This window comes from Chelatococcus albus (genome assembly GCF_030067675.1).
In the GTDB taxonomy this organism is placed as follows: Bacteria; Pseudomonadota; Alphaproteobacteria; order Rhizobiales; family Beijerinckiaceae; genus Chelatococcus_A; species Chelatococcus_A albus.
This window is the reverse complement of sequence record NZ_JASJEV010000001.1, coordinates 585,395-604,260: the sequence shown is the minus strand read 5'-3', so window position 1 is coordinate 604,260 and position 18,866 is coordinate 585,395. Positions and strand designations below refer to the sequence as shown.

The following is an 18,866-nucleotide window of genomic DNA, read 5'->3' as shown; positions in this document are numbered from 1 at the left end:
ATGACCGACCGTTACTACGACACGCCGCGTGCGGAAGTCCTGCCCTGGCTGCCGGCGCGCGTGGAGCGCATGCTCGATCTCGGCTGCGGCGGCGGCGCCACGACGGCGGCGGTGAGGCAGGCCCGACAGGTCGCGTGGGCGGGCGGGGTTGAGTTCGCGCCGAGCGCTGCCGAGCGCGCCCGTCGGATGTGCGACCGAGTGTGGCAGGGCGATGCGGCAGCACTGCCTTTCGAGGCGGACATTGCGCCCGGCTCGCTCGATCTCGTGCTGTGCATGGACATCCTGGAACATCTCGCGGACCCGTGGGCCATGGTGCGGCGGCTCTCCGGGCTCATCGGGCCGGGCGGGCGCCTCATCGTCTCCGTGCCCAACGTGCGCAACTGGAAATTCATCTGGCGGCTCGCCACGCGCGGCGACTTCCGCTATCGCGACGCCGGCCTCCTCGACCGGACGCATCTGCGCTTCTTCGTGCGTGCGACGGCGATCGAGCTCGCGACCTGCGGCGGCCTCACGCTCGTGGCGGCGGAACCGGCACGCAGGCCCGGCTTTCCCGATGCGCGATGGTTCCTCTCCGCAGCAACCTTCGGGGCGGCCGACGAGCTCGTCGCCAAGCAATGGCTCATCGTCGCCGAGAAGCGGGATTGAGCGGACCGGTGGCGCTTTCCCGCGGCCGACGCACCATTGACGCGGCCCGCCGTGCCGCGCACAAGGGCCGCCTCACGATTGCGACGAAAGTCGGTGACCGCAAGCGAGGACGTCGGCCATGGCGGGTAACATTTCGCAGGATCTGAAATCGGGCGCCTTGTTCTACCACCGCAATCCGCGGCCCGGTAAGCTCGAGATCCAGCCCACCAAGCCGCTCGGCAACCAGCGCGACCTGGCGCTCGCCTATTCGCCCGGCGTCGCCGCGGCCTGCGAGGCCATCGTGGACGATCCGGCGGAGGCTGCGACCGTCACCGCCAGGCAGAATCTCGTGGCGGTCATCTCCAACGGCACGGCCGTGCTCGGCCTCGGCAACATCGGGCCGCTCGCCTCCAAGCCCGTGATGGAGGGCAAGGCAGTCCTCTTCAAGAAGTTCGCCGGCATCGACGTCTTCGACATCGAGATCGCCGAGAACAGGGTCGACAAGCTTGTCGACGTGGTGGCGGCACTCGAGCCGACCTTCGGCGGCATCAATCTCGAGGACATCAAGGCACCCGAGTGCTTCGAGGTCGAGGAGCGTCTGAAGGCCCGCATGGCCATCCCCGTCTTCCACGACGACCAGCACGGGACGGCCATCATCGTCGGGGCCGCGGTGATGAACGGTCTCGAACTCGCCGGCAAGCGCATCGAGGACGTGAAGATCGTCACATCGGGCGCCGGCGCCGCCGCGCTCGCCTGCCTCAATCTCCTCGTGTCGCTCGGAGCCCGGCGCGAGAACATCTGGGTCACCGACCTCGAGGGCGTCGTCTACGAGGGCCGCGAGGCGCTGATGGACCGCTGGAAGGCGGTCTATGCGCAGAAGACCGATGCGCGCACGCTGGCGGAGGTGATCGACGGCGCGGACGTCTTCCTTGGCCTGTCGGCGGCCGGGGTCCTCAAGCCCGAAATGGTGAAGCGCATGGGCGAGCGCCCGCTCATCCTCGCCCTTGCCAACCCGATCCCCGAAATCATGCCTGAGGAGGCGATCGCGGCCCGTCCCGACGCCATGATCTGCACCGGCCGGTCGGACTATCCCAACCAGGTCAACAACGTCCTGTGCTTTCCCTACATCTTCCGTGGCGCGCTCGACGTGCAGGCCTCGACCATCAACGAGGCCATGAAGGCGGCGGCGGTGAAGGCGATCGCCGGCCTCGCGCGCGAGGCGCCGTCGGAGGTCGTCGCGCGCGCCTACGGCGGGGAGGCGCGCACGTTCGGGCCCGAGTCGCTCATTCCGAGCCCCTTCGACCCGCGCCTCATCCTGCGCATCGCACCGGCGGTCGCGCTCGCGGCCATGGACAGCGGCGTCGCACGCAGGCCGATCGAGGATTTCGAGGCCTATGCCGATTCGCTCGGGCGTTTCGTCTTCCGCTCCGGCTTCATCATGAAGCCCCTGTTCGCCCAGGCGAAGCTCGCGCCCAAGCGCGTCATCTACGCCGAGGGCGAGGATGAGCGGGTCCTGCGGGCGGCCCAGGCCGTGATCGAGGATGGAATCGCCAAGCCCATCCTGATCGGCCGGCCGGCAGTCGTGGAGGCGCGGCTGAAGCGCTTCGGCCTCTCCATCAGGGCCGGGCGGGATCTCGATCTCATCAATCCGGAAGACGATCCACGCTACCGCGACTATGTCGCGACCTATCTCGAGGTGGCCGGCCGCAAGGGCATCACGCCGGATGCTGCCCGGACGCTCATCCGCACCAACAATACGGTGATCGCCGCGGTTGCCCTGGTGCGCGGCGATGCGGACGCCATGCTCTGCGGTCTCGAGGGGCGCTTCCAGTCCCGCCTGAAGCACATCCGCGACATCATCGGGCTTGCGCCCGGCGTGCGCGACCTGTCGGCGATGAGCCTCGTGATCACGTCGAAGGGCCACTACTTCCTCGCCGACACGCATGTGCGCGCCGACCCGACGGCCGAAGAGCTCGCCGACATGACGGTGATGTGTGCCGAGCACGTGCAGCGCTTCGGCATCGAGCCGCATATCGCGCTCCTGTCGCATTCCGACTTCGGCTCGGCCGACACGCGCTCCGCCCAGAAGATGCGCGAGGCGCTGGCACTCATCCGCGAGCGGGCGCCGCAGCTCGAGGTGGACGGCGAAATGCAGGCCGACACGGCGATCTCGCAGGTGATTCGCGACCGCAAGCTGCCGTCCTCCCACCTGAAGGGCGAGGCGAACGTGCTCGTGATGCCGAACCTCGATGCGGCGAACATCGCCTTCCAGTTCACCAAGGTCCTCGCCGATGCGCTGCCGGTCGGCCCGATCCTCCTCGGCACGGCCAAGCCCGCCCATGTGCTCACCCCCTCGGTGACGGCGCGCGGCATCGTCAACATGACGGCGGTGGCCGTGGTCGAGGCACAGGCGACCTGTCCCTGAGCCGCGGCGGCGCGGCGAGGGCGAGCGGAAGTGAAGGGGCAACCCGACGGGAGAAGCCGGGAAGATCCGATCTCCCGGCTTCTTTTGTTTTTGCTCCCGCGCGGCGTCAGTCGGCGGTCGCAGTCAGGTCGATCTTGTCGGCGAGGGCCGAGGCCTCGCCGCCGGCGGCGATGAAGTCGGCAAAGCCGAGACCCGCGCCGTCCTTGGTCCTGGCGTTGATCTCGAGCCGCCCGGGCCTGGCCACGAACCTCGCCACGGCATTGGCGAGTACCTTGGCGGGCTCCGAGGCGCCGAGGAGCGCCGGGATGCCGATGGCGGCGGTCACGCCATATTCCTTGCGCAGGTCTTCGGGCTTCTTCTTCTGCTTCTTCGCCTCACGCTGGAGGAGGCGCTCGAAGAGGCCCTGATTTTCGACCGTGAGCTTCAGGTTCTTGGCGGTGGCGCCGATGAGGGCGACCTGGGCCGTCGCCATGTCGGTCGAGAAGACATCCTTGGTGATGTTGCCGAGCACGCCGCGCAGGACCACCTGGCCCATGTCGGTACCCGCGAAGGAGACCTCCTTGATGGCGAACTCCTGCGTCGGCTCGTCCCAGGCGCCGTCGACCGCGAAGGACACGTCGAGCGTCTTGTAGCCGAGGTCGGCGAGGTCCCTCAGGCCGTCCTCCTTGGTGTTGTCGGGAATGGCGAAAGCGGCGCGCTCGACCGCGGTGCGGATCGAGGTGGGGATGCCGTTGATGGGCTTGCCGGCCTGAAGCTCGACGGCCCTGATCGTCATGCGGAGGCGATCCGGCTCCTTCTTGGCCAGCCCCTTGCCGTTCGCCTCCTTGCTCCCCTTGCCGTTCTTGCCGGCCTTGCCGGTGTCGCGGGCTTCCTTGCCGGAGTCGGGCATGTCGACGTCGACATCGGTGAAGCGCATTGTTCCGAGAACGGGCACGAGCTTGCGGAAGTCCGCTTCCTCGACCTTGTCCTCCGGCTTGGCGATGAGTTCCTTGAGCCCGTCGAGGGTCGGCTTGAGGGAGAAGCCGGTCACGGACAGGGTCCCAAGCTTCACGTTCCCTTCCTTGGAGACCATCTCGATACCCTCGACGGTCACCTGCGCCGAGCCGGCTGCTCCGCCGAGCGCGATGCGCCGGATGCGCCCCGCCGCGTTGTTCCTGTCCGTCGGGTCGGAGACCGTGAGATCCGTGATCTCCATCGAACCGGCGTCGAAGGCCTCGCAAAGGTCGATGACGAGGCCGACGAGGCGGCCGCGCTCGGCCGGCGGCATCTTCTCGAAGTCGCCCGACGCGCCGACGCTCTTGATCAGCTCGAGCAGAGGCTCGCGGGTGGGGCGCACCTTGAAGTCGCTGCCGGCGATGCGGCCGATGCGCATCTCGACGCCCTTCTTGTTCTTCATCACCACCTCGCCGCCGGAGAAGGAGGCGTAGAGGAGCCTCGGCTCCCTGTCGTCCGGGCCGGCCTTCTCGGTATAGAGGCGGGCAGCGAGAACGGCGTCGAAGTCGTTCACCGTCATGGCGCCGAAGGTGGCGTCGAAGGCCTTGTCGTCGTCCCCGCTCGCCCTCATCGTCGCTCCGGCGGCGGTGGCGGAAGCGATCTTGCCGGCGGCGACGTCGCGGATGCGCAGGTCGCGGTAGGTCGTCGTCTGCATCTCCTTGCCGAGCTTCTGCTCGATCGTGACCTCGGGAATCACGATCTCGCCGGCGGAGAACTTCATCAGGCGGGCGGCGAGGGGTTCGGTAGCGTTCCTGTCGAGAAGGGCCTGAAGGTCACTCCTGCCAAGGGACGAGCCCTTCACCTCGATGCGCGGCAGGCGGTAGGCGAGGGGGCCAAGCTCGACGGTCACTCCCTCGAGCGTCACATCCTCTGCCGCGAGCGCAGCCGAGGCGAGAAAGCCCTGGCCGGGCACACTCATCCGGGCGACGCCGAGGCTGCCGGATTCACCGAGCGACGCGCGAAGTCCGGAAAGGCTGAGGCGTCCCGTCACGCTCGCATCGACATCGGCGACGGCCAGGCCCGCATCGGCCAGGGAGCGCGCGACCTCTCGCTCCGCCAGGATGCCGGCGCCGCCTGCGGCGCCGACCCCGGCGGCTGCGACCGATGCCAGAAGAACGAGTTTTCTCACCGCAGCCATCGTGCACTCCTCGAGAGATTCCGTTGGGGCAGACATAGCACGCCGGGACGCCGGCGCGATGCCACCACCTATGGCTGCGGGGAGTTCACGAGAACGGTGTGGCGCCGCACCTCACACGGAGAACGAGGTCCCGCATCCGCACGAGGCGGTGGCCTGCGGATTCTCGATCTTGAAGGACTGGCCGATGAGGTCGTCGACGAAGTCGATGACGGCGCCGTCCATGTACTGCATGGACAGGCCGTCGACGACGACACGGGCACCGTCGCGCTCGACGACGACGTCGTCGTCGTGGCGCGTCCGCTCGACGCCGAAGACGTATTGGAAGCCCGAGCACCCGCCACCGTCGACGCTGATGCGCAGCATGGACCCGCTCGGCTCGGATGCAAGAACGGTGTTGATCCGCCTCGCGGCGTTCTCGGTCAGGGTGATCCCGGTCATGGTCGGCATGATATCCTCGCCGGCGGACTTGCGCCGGCCTTCGCCCGAAAGGTAATGGCCGCAACAGGCTGGTTCAACCGTGGAGGCTTCGAGCCGTGCGTCCCCATGGCGAGCATTGGCGTGCCCCCTACGCCTGCGATCCCGCGAGGAGCCGCGGACGCCTCTTTCCCGAGGAAGCCTCGCCGACGCGCAGCGAATACCAGCGCGACCGCGACCGGATCATCCATTCGGGCGCCTTCCGGCGGCTCAAACACAAGACGCAGGTCTTCGTCTATCACGAGGGCGACCATTACCGCACACGGCTGACTCATACGATCGAGGTGAGCCAGATCGCCCGGGCCATCGCGCGTTCGCTCGGCCTCGACGAGGATCTCGCCGAGGCGCTGGCGCTCTCGCACGACCTCGGGCACACGCCCTTCGGCCACACCGGCGAGGATGCGCTCGACGCCTGCATGGCGGCCTGCGGCGGCTTCGACCACAATGCCCAAGCGCTGCGCATCGTGACGCGGCTGGAACGGCGTTATGCCGCCTACGACGGCCTCAACCTGACCTGGGAGACCCTGGAAGGACTCGTCAAGCACAACGGCCCGCTCCTGGACGCGCAGGGGCGGCCCTTCGGCCGCTACGCCGAGCGCGGCGTGCCCGGCGCCATCCTCGAATACGACGCCGTGCACGACCTCGGCCTCGCGACCTATGCCAGCGCCGAGGCCCAGGTGGCGGCGCTTGCCGACGACATTGCCTACGACGCGCACGATATCGACGATGGCCTGCGCGCGGAGCTCTTCGACCTTGCCGACCTGAAGCGCGTGCCCTTCCTGGCGGAGCTGCTCGGCGACATCGAGCGACGCTACCCGGGCCTCGAGCGCCACCGCACCATTCACGAACTCATCCGGCGCGTCATCACCCGCTTCGTGGAGGACGTGACGATCGAGAGCGAGCGGCGCCTGGCGGCCCTGGCGCCGGCGGATGCCGATGCGGTACGGCGCGCCGACGGTCCCGTCATCGCCTTCTCGCCGGCCTTCATGGAGGCGGACAAGTCGATCAAGGGGTTCCTCTATCCCAACATGTACCGCGCCCCCCGGGTCATGCAGGTCCGGGCGGAGGCAGACCGCGTCGTGCGCGAACTCTTCGGGCGGTTCTGCGCCGAGCCGGATCTCATGCCGGAGGAGTGGCACCGCGGCCTCGCGGGCGCCGACGAAGGGCGCCGCGCCCGGCGCGTGGCCGACTATATCGCCGGCATGACGGATCGCTATGCCCTGTCCGAGCACCGGCGGCTGTTTGACGCCACCCCCGAATTGCGTTAGGCGCCCGCCGGCGTGCCGGCGCGCGTGGCCGGCCCGTTTTCTCAGGCTCGTCGCGCCTTCGACGTCTTCAGGGGCATCATGAACATCTTCGACGCGTACCAGCGCCGCCTCGCCGCCGTGATCGAGCGGCTGTCGGCTGAAGGCCAGCTTCCACCGGGGCTCGACCTCTCGCGCGTGGTGGTGGAGCCGCCGCGCGACGCGGCCCACGGGGATCTCGCCACCAACGCGGCGATGGTGCTGGCGAAGGATGCGAAGACCAATCCCCGGGCGCTGGCCGAGACGCTGGCAAGCGCCCTGCGTGCCGAGAACGGTGTGGCCCGGGTCGAGGTGGCCGGGCCCGGCTTCATCAACCTGACCCTGACGCCTGCCCTTCTGCAGGACGTGCTCGGCGCCGCCGTGCGCGCCGGCGAAGCCTTCGGCCGCAGTTCGGCGGGGAAGGGAGAGAAGATCAACGTCGAATATGTCTCGGCCAATCCGACGGGGCCCATGCACGTCGGGCATGGCCGAGGCGCCGTCTTCGGCGATGCGCTCGCGAATCTCCTTGCCGCCGCCGGCTACGACGTGACGCGCGAGTACTACATCAACGACGCGGGCGCCCAGGTCGACGTGCTCGCCCGCTCGGCCTACCTGCGCTACCGCGAGGCCCTGGGCGAGGACATCGGCGCCATCCCGGAGGGGCTCTATCCCGGCGATTATCTGAAGCCCGTCGGCACCATGCTCGCCGACAGGTTCGGCCGAAGCCTGCTCGCCGCCCCTGAGGCCGAATGGCTGCCGATCGTGCGCAACGTGGCGATCGACGCCATGATGGACATGATCCGCGACGATCTCGCCGCCCTCGGCATCCATCACGACGTCTTCTTCTCCGAGCGCACCCTGCACGGCGAGAACGGCGGGGCCATCAAGGCGGCGATCGACGACCTCCAGGCGCACGGCTATGTCTACGTCGGCCGCGTTCCGCCGCCGAAGGGGCAGCTCCCCGAGGACTGGGAGGACCGCGAGCAGCTTCTGTTCCGCGCCACCGACGTCGGCGACGACATCGACCGGCCGCTCATGAAGTCCGACGGCAGCTACACCTATTTCGCCGCCGACGTCGCCTACCTGCGGGACAAGCATGAGCGCGGGTTCGAGCATCTCGTCTACGTGCTCGGCGCCGACCACGGCGGATACGTCAAGCGGCTGCAGGCGGTCGGCCGCGCCATCGGCGGCCCGGAGCTCGAGGTCACGGTGCTGCTCTGTCAGCTCGTCCGCCTGCTGCGCGGCGGCGAACAGGTGCGCATGTCGAAGCGCGCCGGCGACTTCGTCACACTTCGCGAGGTCATCGACGAAGTGGGCCGCGACGCGGTGCGATTCATGATGCTTTTTCGCAAGAACGACGCGACGTTGGACTTCGATCTTGCGAAGGTGGTGGAGCAGTCGAAGGACAACCCGGTCTTCTATGTGCAGTACGCGCACGCGCGCTGCGCCTCGGTGTTCCGCCAGGCCCGCGAGGTCTTTCCGGATCTCGATACCGCGCCCGCTGCCCTCGAAAAGGCGCAATTCGACCGTCTAAGCGACGAGGCGGAGGTCGACATCATCAAGCGCGTAGCGCAGTACCCGCGCGCGCTCGAGGCGGCGGCGGCGGCGCGCGAGCCGCATCGGGTGGCGTTCTTCCTGCACGATCTTGCAAGTGCTTTTCATAGTTTATGGAATAAGGGCAAGGACGCACCGGAATTACGCTTTGTTAATCAAACCGACCGAGACTCGACGCTGGCAAGGCTGGCCCTCGTCCATGCGGTCCGGTCGGTTCTTGCGTCGGGGCTCGCGATCCTCGGGGTTGCGGCGCCGGAAGAGATGCGCTGAGCGCGGCCCGCGTGGCACCCTGAAAAACAGGTCGCCCGCAACCGAAAGAGGTCGTAGGCTTGGCGTTGCGTCTGTTGCGTGCGTCACGTCGTGGTTGCGGCTGGCGCCAGAGTTCGGACTGCGCCATGCACGACTCGACCAAGTCCCGCCTTGCTCTCGATCTTGAGGAGATCGAGCGTGAGTTGAAGCAGGTTCCCGCGTCGGCGCGACCGACCCGGCAGGAGGATCCGCTGGCCGAACTCGCCCGCATCGTCGGACAGGACGACCCCTTCCGCGCGATCCTGTCCGCCGACCGGCAGGCGAAGCCGGTGGCGGGGGCGCGCATCGGGCTCCAAGCTGCCCCCTTGCTGCCGGATACTGCCTCTGGGGCAGGAGCTGTGTCCGCAGGAGGGCAGTTCGACGATCTGGGCTTGCGTGGTCCGTTCACCGAGAAGCCCTATGTGCAGCCGCCAGGGGGGCATCTCGATCTGCGCGACCGGCGCTTCGAGCCCGTGGACGACTATGCCGCATCCCCCTATGCCGGGCGCGGCGGTGGGGCGGAGGTCGACCAGTGGTCGGTCGACCAGCGCGGCTACGGAGCGCAGGCGGAGGATTACCAGGCCTATGCCCAGGGGGCACAGGCCGGTTATGCGGACCGGTACGATCCCTATTACGACGCGCGGGGCGACGGCCAGCCCTATGCCGACGAGGCGGGCGAGTCCGACTTCGTGCCGCTCGAGCCGCGCCGCTCGCGCAAGGGGCTCATTGCCGTCGCGACGGTGCTCGGCATCGCCGTCATTGGCGTCTCCGGCGTGTTCGCCTTGCGGGGCGGATCGGGCGGAACCATCAGCGGCGAGCCGCCCGTGATCAAGGCCGACAACGAGCCCGCGAAGGTTCAGCCGCAGAATCCGGGCGGCGTCGAGATCCCGAACCAGAACCAGCAGATCTACGAGAAGATCGGCCAAGATGTCCCGGCCCAGAGCAAGGTCGTGAGCCGGGAGGAGCAGCCGGTGGACGTGGCCCAGGCGATCCGCCGGGACGTGGCGCTCGCCGCGCTCCCCGGCGAGGGCGCCGCCGCCGTGCCGGTGCCGAGCCCGCCGCAGCCCACGAGCCCGGCGGCAGCGGCGCTTGGTGAGCCGAAGCGGGTGAAGACCGTGTCCGTCCGGCCGGATGGCACCATCGTGTCCGACGCTTCGGCGGCGCCGGCTGCGCCGAAGCCGGCGGCGGCCACGCAGCCCAAGCCGGCGGGCACCACGCCGGCGGCCGCTCCCGTGACCCAGACCGCTGCGCCCAAGCCCCAGGTGGCCGCCCCCGCCCGTGCGGCCGAGGCGGTCGGCGCTCCGCTGTCGATCTCGCCGCAGGCCGCCCAGCCGCGCCGCGTGGCGAACGCCGCGCTGCAAGCCACGACCGGCGAGCCGGAGGTGACGGCCGCGACCTCTGCCGCGGCTCCTGCAGGCGCTGCCGGTGCCTTCGCCGTGCAGCTTGCCGCGCCGGGCAGCGAAGCGGAGGCGCGCAGCACTTTCGCCGCCCTGCAGCGCAAACATCCCGATCTCGCTGGCCACAAGCCGCTGGTCCGCAAGGTGGAGGTCGGCGACCGCACCATCTATCGCCTGCGCGTCGGGCCGATGTCGCGCGAGGATGCGACCGTGCTCTGCACCAAGCTGCAGGCCGCCGGTGGGCAGTGCTTCGTGGCGCGCAACTGACGGCGCTCACCTTGACCGGCGCGAGGCGCCCGCTTAAGCGCGGATCGTCATGACGATCCGCGCTTTCATTGTGGGCGCCCGGGGCCCCGTGCTGACCCCGGAGGAGAGAGCGTTCTACAGGGACGCCGACCCTTGGGGATTCATCGTCTTCAAGCGCAATGTCGAGAGTCCCGATCAGCTGCGCGGGCTGACGAGCGCCATGCGCGAGGCGGTCGGGCGGGCCGACGCACCCGTGCTCGTCGATCAGGAGGGCGGGCGCGTGCAGCGTCTCGGGCCTCCGCACTGGCCCGCCTATCCGGCAGGGCGTGCCTACGGGCGCGTGGCGGTGAACGACCCGCTCGTGCGGCGGGAGCTGGCGCGCCTTGGGGCGCGGCTCATGGCGCACGATCTCACGGCCGTGGGCATCACGGTCGACTGCCTGCCGGTGCTCGACGTGCCGGTGCCGGGCGCACACGACGTCATTGGCAACCGCGCCTATGCCGAGGATGCCGAGAGCGTCGCCGTTCTCGGCCGCGCGGCGGCGGAGGGGCTCATTGCCGGCGGCGTGCTGCCCGTGATGAAGCATATCCCCGGTCACGGGCGGGCGGGGGCGGACAGCCACCATGCCCTGCCCGTGGTCGATGCGCCGCTCGCCTCCCTGGAGGCGCGCGATTTCCTGCCCTTCCGCGTCCTGGCCGACCTGCCGCTCGCCATGTCGGCCCATGTCGTCTACACCGCGATCGACCCGCGGCGCCCGGCGACGACCTCTCGCGTCGTGCTGCGACGCATCGTGCGCGAGCACATCGGCTTCGACGGCCTCATCATCAGCGACGATCTGTCGATGAACGCGCTGTCGGGCACGATTGCCGAACGGGCCCGGGCGGCCTTTGCCGGCGGCTGCGACGTGGTGCTCCACTGCAACGGCGACCTCGCCGAGATGCGTGCGGTGGCGGAGGTTGCGCCCGCGCTCGCCGGCAAGGCGAAGCGGCGGGCCGAGGCGGCGCTCGCCCGCATCCGGCATCTGCCTGAGCCCTTCGATCCTGTGGAAGCCCGCGCGCGCCTCGACGCGGCGCTTGCGGCGGCCGCCTGACGGGCGGAAGCTGGGCGAGACGACAGGACCGGGGACGGACAGCCGATGGCCGCCGAGCTTCCCTTCGAGGACGCCGACCTCGCCGAGCGCGGTGCGGGCGAGCCCGCGCTGATCGTCGACGTGGACGGTTTCGAGGGCCCGCTCGACCTTCTTCTCGAGCTCGCCCGCCGCCAGAAGGTCGACCTGCATCGCATCTCGGTCCTGGCGCTCGCCGAGCAGTATCTGCAGTTCATCGAGGAGGCGCGACGCACCCGGCTCGAGCTCGCGGCCGACTATCTCGTCATGGCCGCCTGGCTCGCCTATCTCAAGTCGCGCCTGCTCCTGCCCGAGCCGCCCAGGGACGGCGACGAGCCGAGCGCCTCCGATCTCGCCACAGCGCTTGCCTTCCGCCTGCGCCGGCTTGAGGCCATCCGCGCCGCGGCGAAGCGCCTGTCCGACCGGCCGCAGCTCGGCCGGGACGTGTTCGCGCGCGGGCGGCCGGAACCCGTGGCGGTATTGGAGCGGCCGCAGTGGGAGGCGACGCTTTACGATCTTCTGACGGCCTATGCACATCAGCGGCAGAAGCAGGCCAACGCCCGCGTGACGCTGCACAAGCGTTTCGTGTGGTCGCTGATCGAAGCGCGCGAGGCGCTCGAGCGACTGGTCGGCGAGGCACGGGACTGGACGGCGCTCGACGACTACCTGACGACCTATGTCGCCCGGCCGAACATGCGGAGGACCGTGCGCGCGTCGGCCCTTTCGGCAACTCTCGAAATGGCGCGCGAGGGCATTCTCGACCTTCACCAGGACGAGCCCTTCGGGCCCCTCTGGGTGCGACGCAGGGATGGTGGTGCGGCGGGCATGCCGCCACGGCCTTCGGCGGGGGAGGAGAAGCGATGAGCGCGACGGTGGAAAGCATCGCCCGCGACGCGCAGGCCTTCGCGGAGGCGCTGCGCATCGCGGAGGCCTTGATCTTCGCCTCGCGCGAGCCCGTGCGCGAGGAGGACCTTGCCGGCCGGCTGCCGGAAGGTACGGATCTGCGGGCGGTGCTCGCGCGGCTCGAGACGCTCTATGCGGCACGCGGCGTCAATCTCCAGCGCGTGGCGGAGGGATGGGTCTTCCGCACGGCGCCGGATCTCGCCTTCGTGCTCGCGCGCGAGGTCGTGGAGCCGAGGAAGCTTTCGCGCGCCGCCCTCGAGACGCTCGCCATCATCGCCTATCACCAGCCCGTCACCCGCGCCGAGATCGAGGACATCCGCGGCGTCGCCACCTCGCGCGGCACGCTCGATGCGCTCATGGAAACCGGCTGGGTGCGTCTGCGCGGGCGAAGGCGCACCCCGGGCCGGCCGGTGACCTACGGCACGACGCCGAGCTTTCTCTCCCATTTCGGCCTCGAGGCGATCGACGACCTGCCCGGGCTCGACGAGCTCAAGGGGGCGGGCTTTCTCTCCGGGCGCCTGCCGCCGGGCACGGTGGTGCCGCTGCCGAGCGACGACCCGACCCTGCGCGAGGACGAGGAGCCTCTCGAGGAGGATTTATTCACGATTCTCGAAGCCGAGAGGGTTGCCGAGATGGGCGAGCCGCTCGACATGTCGGACGAGCGGTAGCGGAACCTTTCGATGAACGATGCTTCTTCCCGCACTCACGCCCTGGGACGGCGTGCCCGTGTCGCCTCGCCCGGCGGCGGAGGGGCGCCGGCAGGCGGCCGTACCGACCGGCGGCCCCCGTGGCGCTGGCTCGACTGGGGCCAGCGCGGCACGGCCGGGGCGGCGATCCCCTCGGCGCTGGGCCTCGAGGGAATCCGGCAGGTCTTCGGCGAGGTCGTCGCCCTCGATGGGGTGTCGCTCACCGTCGCCCCGGGCGAGATCCTGTGTCTTCTCGGCCATTCAGGCTGCGGCAAGACGACGCTGCTGCGCATCGCGGCGGGCGTGGAACGCCCCGTCGAGGGGCGGGTCGTGCTCGACGGGCGCGAGGTGGCAGGGCCAAGCCGCTTCGTGCCGCCCGAGCAGCGCGGCGTCGGGCTCATGTTCCAGGACTATGCGCTCTTTCCGCATCTGACGATCCTGCAGAACGTCATGTTCGGCCTGAAGCGCCTGCCGCCGCCGGAGGCCGAGGAGGCGGCGAGCCGCGCGCTCGCGCGCGTCGGCCTCGGCCATTACGCCGACGACTACCCGCACATGCTCTCGGGCGGCGAGCAGCAGCGGGTGGCGCTTGCGCGCGCGATCGCGCCGCGCCCGGGCATCCTGCTCATGGACGAGCCCTTCTCGAATCTCGACCGGCGCATGCGCGACGGTGTGCGCGAGGAGACGGTGGCGCTCCTGCGCGAGACCGGCGCCACCGCCGTCGTCGTCACGCACGACCCCGAGGAGGCCATGCGCATCGCCGATCGCATCGTTCTGATGCGCGCCGGCCGCATCGTGCAGGGCGGCACCGCCGAGGAGCTCTACCGGCGGCCGCAATCTCTTTTCGCGGCGCGTTTCTTCTGCGATTTCAACGAGATAAAGGCCATCGTCCAGTCCGGAAGGGTGGACACGCCGCTCGGCGCGTTCGCAGCCCCGGGCCTCTCCGAGGGGACGGAAGCGGTCGTCTGTATCCGGCCGCAGGGCATCCGCATCATGCCCTCCGGCATCGGTGCGGCGGGGCGGGTGATCTCGCGCTGCTTCCTGGGCGAGGTCGATCTCGTCGAGGTCGTGGCGGCCGGGCTCGACAAGCCGCTGCACGCGCGGGTCCGGGAGTGCTACGAAGCCGCGGTGGGCGAGGACGTCGGCGTCGAGGTGATGCCGGACGAAGTTCTTGTTTTCGCCGCGGCAGGCGCCTAGGTTCTGCCCGAACGTGGAGGGGCCTGACGGCACCGGAAGGACGCGCTCCCGTCGAGCGCCTGGAGACATGAGTTATGGGTGGTGCAAGCATCTGGCACTGGATCGTCGTCGGCGTGATCGTCCTGCTGCTCTTCGGACGCGGCAAGATCTCCGAGCTGATGGGCGACGTGGCCAAGGGCATCAAGGCCTTCAAGAAGGGCATGTCGGAAGACGAGGCGCCCGCGTCGACGACCACGCCGCCGGCCGACCCCGTCAAGACCATCGAACACCAGCCGGGTAATCCGACGGGGGTGCAGACCGAGGCCGGCGAGCGCAAGGCGGGCTGAACCTCCACCGTTCGGTTTGGTGACGGCCGGCCGGGAATGCCGGACGTCGTGCAGCGCCTGCCATAGAGCCCATCATGTTCGATATCGGCTGGAGCGAACTGCTCCTCATCGGCGCGATCGCGCTCGTGGTCATCGGGCCGAAGGACCTGCCGAAAGTGCTCCGCACCGTGGGGCAGGCGACGGCGAATCTGCGCCGCATGGCCGGCGAGTTCCAGGCGCAGTTCAACGAGGCCATGCGCGAGGCCGAGCTCGACGAGATCAAGAAGAACGTCGAGAGCCTGAACGAGGCCGCGAGCTTCAATCCGATCGAGACCGTGCGCAACGAAATCCGCAGCGCCGTCGAATCGAAGCCGTCCGATTCTCCCGCCGCGCCTGCTGCGGCGGGCGAAGCGACGGCGGCCGCAGCCGCGTCCGTCGAGATCGCTGCGCCCGACCTGCCGGCGCCGCCGGACGTCAACGCGACCGTTGCTGCTGCGGCTGCCGAAGCACAGCCGAAGCCGAAACCGCGGCGCAAGGCCGCGCCCAAGATCGAGGCCGACGCTGAAGCGGCATCGGTCGATGCACCAGCCGCGGAGACGGCTCCCCAGCCCGCGCGCCGCCGCACGAAGAAGGCGGCCGATACTGAAGAGCAGACGCCGGGCGAGGGGGCTTCGGCATGAGCTACGAGGACATCGAGGCGACAAAGGCCCCCCTCATCGAGCATCTGATCGAGCTGCGCTCGCGGCTCATCAAGTCGATGCTGGCCTTCGTCGTGACGTTCTTCCTGTGCTTCGCCTTCGCGAAGTACATCTACAACATCCTCGTCTGGCCCTATGTCTATGCTGCGGGCGAGGGGGCGGACGTGCGCCTCATCTACACGGCGCCGCTCGAATATCTCTTCACGCAGATCAAGATCGCGGTCTTCGGGGCTGCCTTCCTGTCCTTTCCGGTCGTAGCCACACAGATCTACAAGTTCGTCGCACCTGGGCTCTACAAGAACGAGCGCGAGGCCTTCCTGCCCTATCTCGTGGCGACGCCGGTGTTCTTCCTTCTCGGCGCGGCGGTCGTCTATTTCTTCGCCATGCCGGTGGTCATGCGCTTCTCCATCGGCCAACAGCAGGCGGCCGAGGCGGGTCAGGCGGCGATTCAGCTCCTGCCCAAGGTGAGCGAATACCTGTCGCTCATCATGACGCTCATCTTCGCCTTCGGCATCTGCTTCCAGCTTCCCGTCATCCTGACGCTGCTGGGGCGGGCGGGCCTCGTCGACAGCCAGTTCCTCAAGGAGAAGCGGCGTTATGCCATCGTCGTCGTCTTCATCGTCGCGGCCGTGCTGACGCCGCCCGATGTGATCAGCCAGCTCGCGCTTGCCCTGCCGACCCTGCTCCTTTACGAGCTTTCCATCTTCTCCGTCCGAATGGCCGAGAAGAAGCGCGCGGAAGCCGAGGCCGCGCGCGCGGCGGACTGATCGCGCAAGGATCGCGACGGATCGCCGGCTTCCCGTCGGCGATCCCGCGACAGCCATGCACGACATCCGCCTCATCCGCGACAATCCCGAAGCCTTCGACCGCGGCCTGAAGGCCAGGGGGCTTGCGCCCCTGTCGGAGCGCCTCATCGCCATCGACGAGAAGCGCCGGGCGGCCATCGCCTCACTGCAGATGGCGCAGGAGCGGCGCAACAGCCTGTCGCGGGAGATCGGCGAGGCGAAGAAGGCCAAGGACGAGACCCGCGCCGCGGCCCTGATGGCCGAGGTGGCGAAGCTCAAGGAAGAGATTCCGGCTGCCGAGGAAGCCGAGCGCGTAGCGATCGCCGAGCTTGACGCGGCGCTCGCCGCCATCCCGAACACGCCGAAGCCGGACGTTCCCATCGGCGAGGACGAGATGGGCAACGTCGAGCGGCACAATCACGGCGTCCGCCGCAACTACTCCTTCCAGCCGAAACAGCACTTCGAACTCGGCGAGGCTTCGGGCCTCATGGATTTCGAGACGGCGGCGAAGCTCTCTGGTTCGCGTTTCACCGTGCTCAAGGGCGGTCTCGCCCGCCTGTCGCGCGCGCTCGGGCAGTTCATGCTCGATCTCCACACCACCGAACACGGCTATACCGAGGTCAACCCGCCCCTCCTCGTGCGCGACCCGGCCGTCTTCGGCGTCGGCCAGTTGCCCAAGTTCGAGGAGGATCTGTTCCGCACCACCGACGGGCGCTGGCTGATCTCGACCGCAGAAGTGACCCTGACCAACTTCGTGCGTGACAGCATCGTGAGCGAGGACGAGCTGCCGATGCGCCTGACGGCGCTGACACCGTGCTTCCGCTCGGAAGCCGGCGCCGCCGGCAAGGACACGCGCGGCATGCTGCGCCAGCACCAGTTCGAGAAGGTGGAGCTCGTCTCGATCACGACGCCGGAGCAGTCGGCCGACGAGCACGAGCGCATGCTCGCCTGCGCCGAGGCCGTGCTGCGCAAGCTCGACCTGCACTACCGCGTGGTGACGCTGTGCACCGGCGACATGGGCTTCGCCTCGGCCAAGACCTACGACATCGAGGTGTGGCTGCCGGGGCAGGGGGCTTATCGCGAGATCTCGAGCTGCTCGGTCTGCACCGATTTCCAGGCCCGGCGCATGAATGCCCGCTACCGCCCGAAGGACGGCAAGGCCCCGCGCTTCGTGCACACGCTCAACGGTTCGGGCACGGCGGTGGGCCGCGCGCTCATCGCCGTCATGGAAACATGGCAGAACGAGGATGGCTCGGTGACCGTGCCGCCCGTCCTCGAGCCCTACATGGGCGGCATCACGCGAATCGAGAAGGCGGCCTGACCCGATGCGCATCCTCATCACCAACGACGACGGCATCCATGCCCCCGGGCTGAAAGTGCTGGAGCGCATCGCCCGCACCCTGTGCGACGACGTGTGGATCATTGCCCCGGAGACGGACCAGAGCGGGGTGTCGCATTCGCTGTCGCTCAACGATCCGCTGCGCTTGCGCGAAGTGAGCGACAAGCATTACGCCGTGAAGGGGACGCCGACGGATTGTGTCATCATGGGCATCCGCCACGTGATGAAGGACGTGCTGCCCGACCTCGTCCTGTCGGGCGTCAATCGCGGCCAGAACGTCGCCGAGGACGTGACCTATTCGGGCACCGTGGCCGGCGCGATGGAGGGGACGATCCTTGGCGTGCCGTCCATTGCCCTGTCGCAGGCCTACGGCGCCGGCGGCCGCGCCGGAATCAGGTGGGAATGCGCCGAAACGCATGCGCCGGAGGTCGTGCGCAAGCTGCTCGAGGCGGGGATCGACCCGGGCGTCCTCGTCAACGTCAATTTCCCCGATTGTGATCCAGCCGAGGTGCAGGGCATCGCCGTGACTGCCCAGGGGCACCGCGACATGGCACTGCTCAAGGTCGACGATCGCGTCGACGGGCGCGGCAATCCCTACTACTGGCTGGCCTTTGCCCGCGGCAAGCCGAGCCCGCGTGACGGCACGGATCTGTGGGCGATCGCCGACCGTCGCATCTCGGTGACCCCGCTCGAACTCGACCTGACGCACGAGCCCACGATGACGCGCTATGCGCGCCTCTTCGGATAGCCCCGCCGCAGCTCCGCCGAACGACGGCGCGGGTCCCGCCACCGGCGCCGAGGAGACGGTCGCGTTCCTCCTCAACCTGCGCGAGCGCGGCATTCGCGACACCAGCGTGCTGCGGGCCATGGAGACCGTACCGCGTGATCTTTTCGCGCCGCGGCGCTTCGCCGATCTCGCCCGCGCCGACGTCTCGTTGCCGCTGCCCTGCGGGCAGACGATGACGGCACCGGCGACGATCGCCACGATGCTGGTGGCCCTGGGCGTCGAGGCGCATCACCGCGTGCTCGAGGTCGGCACGGGTTCGGGCTATGTCTCGGCGGTGCTCGGTCGGCTCGGGCGCGAGGTCGTGTCCGTCGAGCGCTTCCGCACGCTGGCGCTCGCCGCGAGTGAACGCGTCGCCGCACTCGGCCTGCGCCAGGTGCGCATCATGCCCGGCGACGGTTTCGCCGTCGGCGCGATGAGCGGGCTGTTCGACCGGATCCTGCTCAACGGCACGATCACCGGCCTGCCCAAGGGGGTGCTCGCGGCCCTGCCGCCCGGCGGCCGGATGGTCGCGGCCCGCATCATCGGGGATCAGCCGCGGCTTGTTTCGATCGAACGGACAGCCGAAGGTGAGCTCGTCGAGCATCAGAAGGGCATCATCCGTCTGCCGCCGCTGGTCGAGGGTACGGCGCGGGCCCTGTAGCC

The 18,866-nt window shown here is 69.2% G+C and carries 17 protein-coding genes; 15 read left to right on the top strand and 2 right to left on the bottom strand.

Going from position 1 to position 18,866, the window contains the following annotated elements; all coding sequences use genetic code 11:
* The gene (locus tag QNA08_RS02685; RefSeq protein ID WP_283739118.1) at nucleotides 1–645 is read left to right on the top strand and encodes a class I SAM-dependent methyltransferase; all 645 of its coding nucleotides are present in this window, start codon (nucleotides 1–3) and stop codon (nucleotides 643–645) included.
* Nucleotides 646–763: 118 nt separating this feature from the next.
* A complete protein-coding gene (locus tag QNA08_RS02680; RefSeq protein WP_283739117.1) occupies nucleotides 764–3,049 on the top strand; it encodes an NADP-dependent malic enzyme in 2,286 nt (761 codons plus the stop codon).
* A 106-nt stretch (nucleotides 3,050–3,155) separates the two neighbouring features.
* On the opposite strand, the gene QNA08_RS02675 is transcribed toward QNA08_RS02680, so the two are convergent.
* Together QNA08_RS02675 and erpA are read right to left on the bottom strand one after the other, a co-directional pair.
* The gene (locus QNA08_RS02675; protein WP_283739116.1) at nucleotides 3,156–5,180 is read right to left on the bottom strand and encodes a hypothetical protein; all 2,025 of its coding nucleotides are present in this window, start codon (nucleotides 5,178–5,180) and stop codon (nucleotides 3,156–3,158) included.
* A 111-nt stretch (nucleotides 5,181–5,291) separates the two neighbouring features.
* A complete protein-coding gene (gene erpA, locus QNA08_RS02670) occupies nucleotides 5,292–5,618 on the bottom strand; it encodes an iron-sulfur cluster insertion protein ErpA (protein WP_283739313.1) in 327 nt (108 codons plus the stop codon).
* 95 nt (nucleotides 5,619–5,713) lie between these two features.
* On the opposite strand from erpA, the gene QNA08_RS02665 reads away from it, so the two are divergent.
* The 13 genes from QNA08_RS02665 (at nucleotide 5,714) to QNA08_RS02605 (ending at nucleotide 18,864) form a co-directional block, all read left to right on the top strand.
* Complete coding sequence (locus tag QNA08_RS02665) at nucleotides 5,714–6,922, top strand: deoxyguanosinetriphosphate triphosphohydrolase (RefSeq protein WP_283739115.1); 1,209 nt, start codon at nucleotides 5,714–5,716, stop codon at nucleotides 6,920–6,922.
* Nucleotides 6,923–7,000: 78 nt separating this feature from the next.
* Nucleotides 7,001–8,761: an arginine--tRNA ligase gene (gene argS, locus QNA08_RS02660; RefSeq protein ID WP_283739114.1), complete on the top strand. Its 1,761-nt coding sequence runs from the start codon at nucleotides 7,001–7,003 to the stop codon at nucleotides 8,759–8,761.
* A gap of 125 nt (nucleotides 8,762–8,886) precedes the next feature.
* Nucleotides 8,887–10,443 (top strand): SPOR domain-containing protein, encoded by a 1,557-nt coding sequence (locus QNA08_RS02655; RefSeq protein ID WP_283739113.1) that lies wholly within the window; start codon nucleotides 8,887–8,889, stop codon nucleotides 10,441–10,443.
* 49 nt (nucleotides 10,444–10,492) lie between these two features.
* A complete protein-coding gene (gene nagZ / locus QNA08_RS02650; protein WP_283739112.1) occupies nucleotides 10,493–11,512 on the top strand; it encodes a beta-N-acetylhexosaminidase in 1,020 nt (339 codons plus the stop codon).
* A 45-nt stretch (nucleotides 11,513–11,557) separates the two neighbouring features.
* The gene (locus tag QNA08_RS02645; RefSeq protein ID WP_283739111.1) at nucleotides 11,558–12,391 is read left to right on the top strand and encodes a segregation and condensation protein A; all 834 of its coding nucleotides are present in this window, start codon (nucleotides 11,558–11,560) and stop codon (nucleotides 12,389–12,391) included.
* On the top strand, nucleotides 12,388–13,098 hold the full coding sequence (gene scpB / locus QNA08_RS02640) for an SMC-Scp complex subunit ScpB (protein ID WP_283739110.1): 711 nt from the start codon (nucleotides 12,388–12,390) through the stop codon (nucleotides 13,096–13,098). Before QNA08_RS02645 ends, scpB begins: the two co-directional genes overlap by 4 nt.
* 12 nt (nucleotides 13,099–13,110) lie before the next feature.
* Nucleotides 13,111–14,310: an ABC transporter ATP-binding protein gene (locus QNA08_RS02635; protein ID WP_283739109.1), complete on the top strand. Its 1,200-nt coding sequence runs from the start codon at nucleotides 13,111–13,113 to the stop codon at nucleotides 14,308–14,310.
* 74 nt (nucleotides 14,311–14,384) lie between these two features.
* Entirely contained in the window at nucleotides 14,385–14,636 is a 252-nt protein-coding gene (locus tag QNA08_RS02630; protein WP_283739108.1) for a twin-arginine translocase TatA/TatE family subunit, read from the top strand.
* A 74-nt stretch (nucleotides 14,637–14,710) separates the two neighbouring features.
* Nucleotides 14,711–15,295, top strand: coding sequence for a Sec-independent protein translocase protein TatB (tatB, locus tag QNA08_RS02625; RefSeq protein WP_283739107.1), 585 nt, complete (start codon nucleotides 14,711–14,713; stop codon nucleotides 15,293–15,295).
* Nucleotides 15,292–16,080, top strand: a complete 789-nt coding sequence (gene tatC / locus QNA08_RS02620) for a twin-arginine translocase subunit TatC (RefSeq protein WP_283739106.1) — start codon at nucleotides 15,292–15,294, stop codon at nucleotides 16,078–16,080. Before tatB ends, tatC begins: the two co-directional genes overlap by 4 nt.
* A 55-nt stretch (nucleotides 16,081–16,135) precedes the next feature.
* Nucleotides 16,136–17,419 (top strand): serine--tRNA ligase, encoded by a 1,284-nt coding sequence (gene serS / locus QNA08_RS02615; protein ID WP_283739105.1) that lies wholly within the window; start codon nucleotides 16,136–16,138, stop codon nucleotides 17,417–17,419.
* A gap of 4 nt (nucleotides 17,420–17,423) precedes the next feature.
* Nucleotides 17,424–18,185, top strand: coding sequence for a 5'/3'-nucleotidase SurE (surE, locus tag QNA08_RS02610; RefSeq protein ID WP_283739104.1), 762 nt, complete (start codon nucleotides 17,424–17,426; stop codon nucleotides 18,183–18,185).
* Nucleotides 18,166–18,864: a protein-L-isoaspartate O-methyltransferase family protein gene (locus QNA08_RS02605; RefSeq protein ID WP_283739103.1), complete on the top strand. Its 699-nt coding sequence runs from the start codon at nucleotides 18,166–18,168 to the stop codon at nucleotides 18,862–18,864. The genes surE and QNA08_RS02605 overlap by 20 nt, the downstream gene beginning before the upstream one ends.
* Nucleotides 18,865–18,866: the final 2 nt, after the last annotated feature.

Bases quoted from the DNA above. Each gene is read 5' to 3' on its own strand.
- QNA08_RS02685 (WP_283739118.1), top strand. From the start codon at position 1: ATGACCGACCGTTACTACGACACGCCGCGTGCGGAAGTCCTGCCCTGG.
- QNA08_RS02680 (WP_283739117.1), top strand. From the start codon at position 764: ATGGCGGGTAACATTTCGCAGGATCTGAAATCGGGCGCCTTGTTCTAC.
- QNA08_RS02675 (WP_283739116.1), bottom strand. From the start codon at position 5,180: ATGGCTGCGGTGAGAAAACTCGTTCTTCTGGCATCGGTCGCAGCCGCC.
- erpA (WP_283739313.1), bottom strand. From the start codon at position 5,618: ATGACCGGGATCACCCTGACCGAGAACGCCGCGAGGCGGATCAACACC.
- argS (WP_283739114.1), top strand. From the start codon at position 7,001: ATGAACATCTTCGACGCGTACCAGCGCCGCCTCGCCGCCGTGATCGAG.
- QNA08_RS02655 (WP_283739113.1), top strand. From the start codon at position 8,887: ATGCACGACTCGACCAAGTCCCGCCTTGCTCTCGATCTTGAGGAGATC.
- nagZ (WP_283739112.1), top strand. From the start codon at position 10,493: ATGACGATCCGCGCTTTCATTGTGGGCGCCCGGGGCCCCGTGCTGACC.
- QNA08_RS02645 (WP_283739111.1), top strand. From the start codon at position 11,558: ATGGCCGCCGAGCTTCCCTTCGAGGACGCCGACCTCGCCGAGCGCGGT.
- scpB (WP_283739110.1), top strand. From the start codon at position 12,388: ATGAGCGCGACGGTGGAAAGCATCGCCCGCGACGCGCAGGCCTTCGCG.
- QNA08_RS02635 (WP_283739109.1), top strand. From the start codon at position 13,111: ATGAACGATGCTTCTTCCCGCACTCACGCCCTGGGACGGCGTGCCCGT.
- QNA08_RS02630 (WP_283739108.1), top strand. From the start codon at position 14,385: ATGGGTGGTGCAAGCATCTGGCACTGGATCGTCGTCGGCGTGATCGTC.
- tatB (WP_283739107.1), top strand. From the start codon at position 14,711: ATGTTCGATATCGGCTGGAGCGAACTGCTCCTCATCGGCGCGATCGCG.
- tatC (WP_283739106.1), top strand. From the start codon at position 15,292: ATGAGCTACGAGGACATCGAGGCGACAAAGGCCCCCCTCATCGAGCAT.
- serS (WP_283739105.1), top strand. From the start codon at position 16,136: ATGCACGACATCCGCCTCATCCGCGACAATCCCGAAGCCTTCGACCGC.
- surE (WP_283739104.1), top strand. From the start codon at position 17,424: ATGCGCATCCTCATCACCAACGACGACGGCATCCATGCCCCCGGGCTG.
- QNA08_RS02605 (WP_283739103.1), top strand. From the start codon at position 18,166: ATGCGCGCCTCTTCGGATAGCCCCGCCGCAGCTCCGCCGAACGACGGC.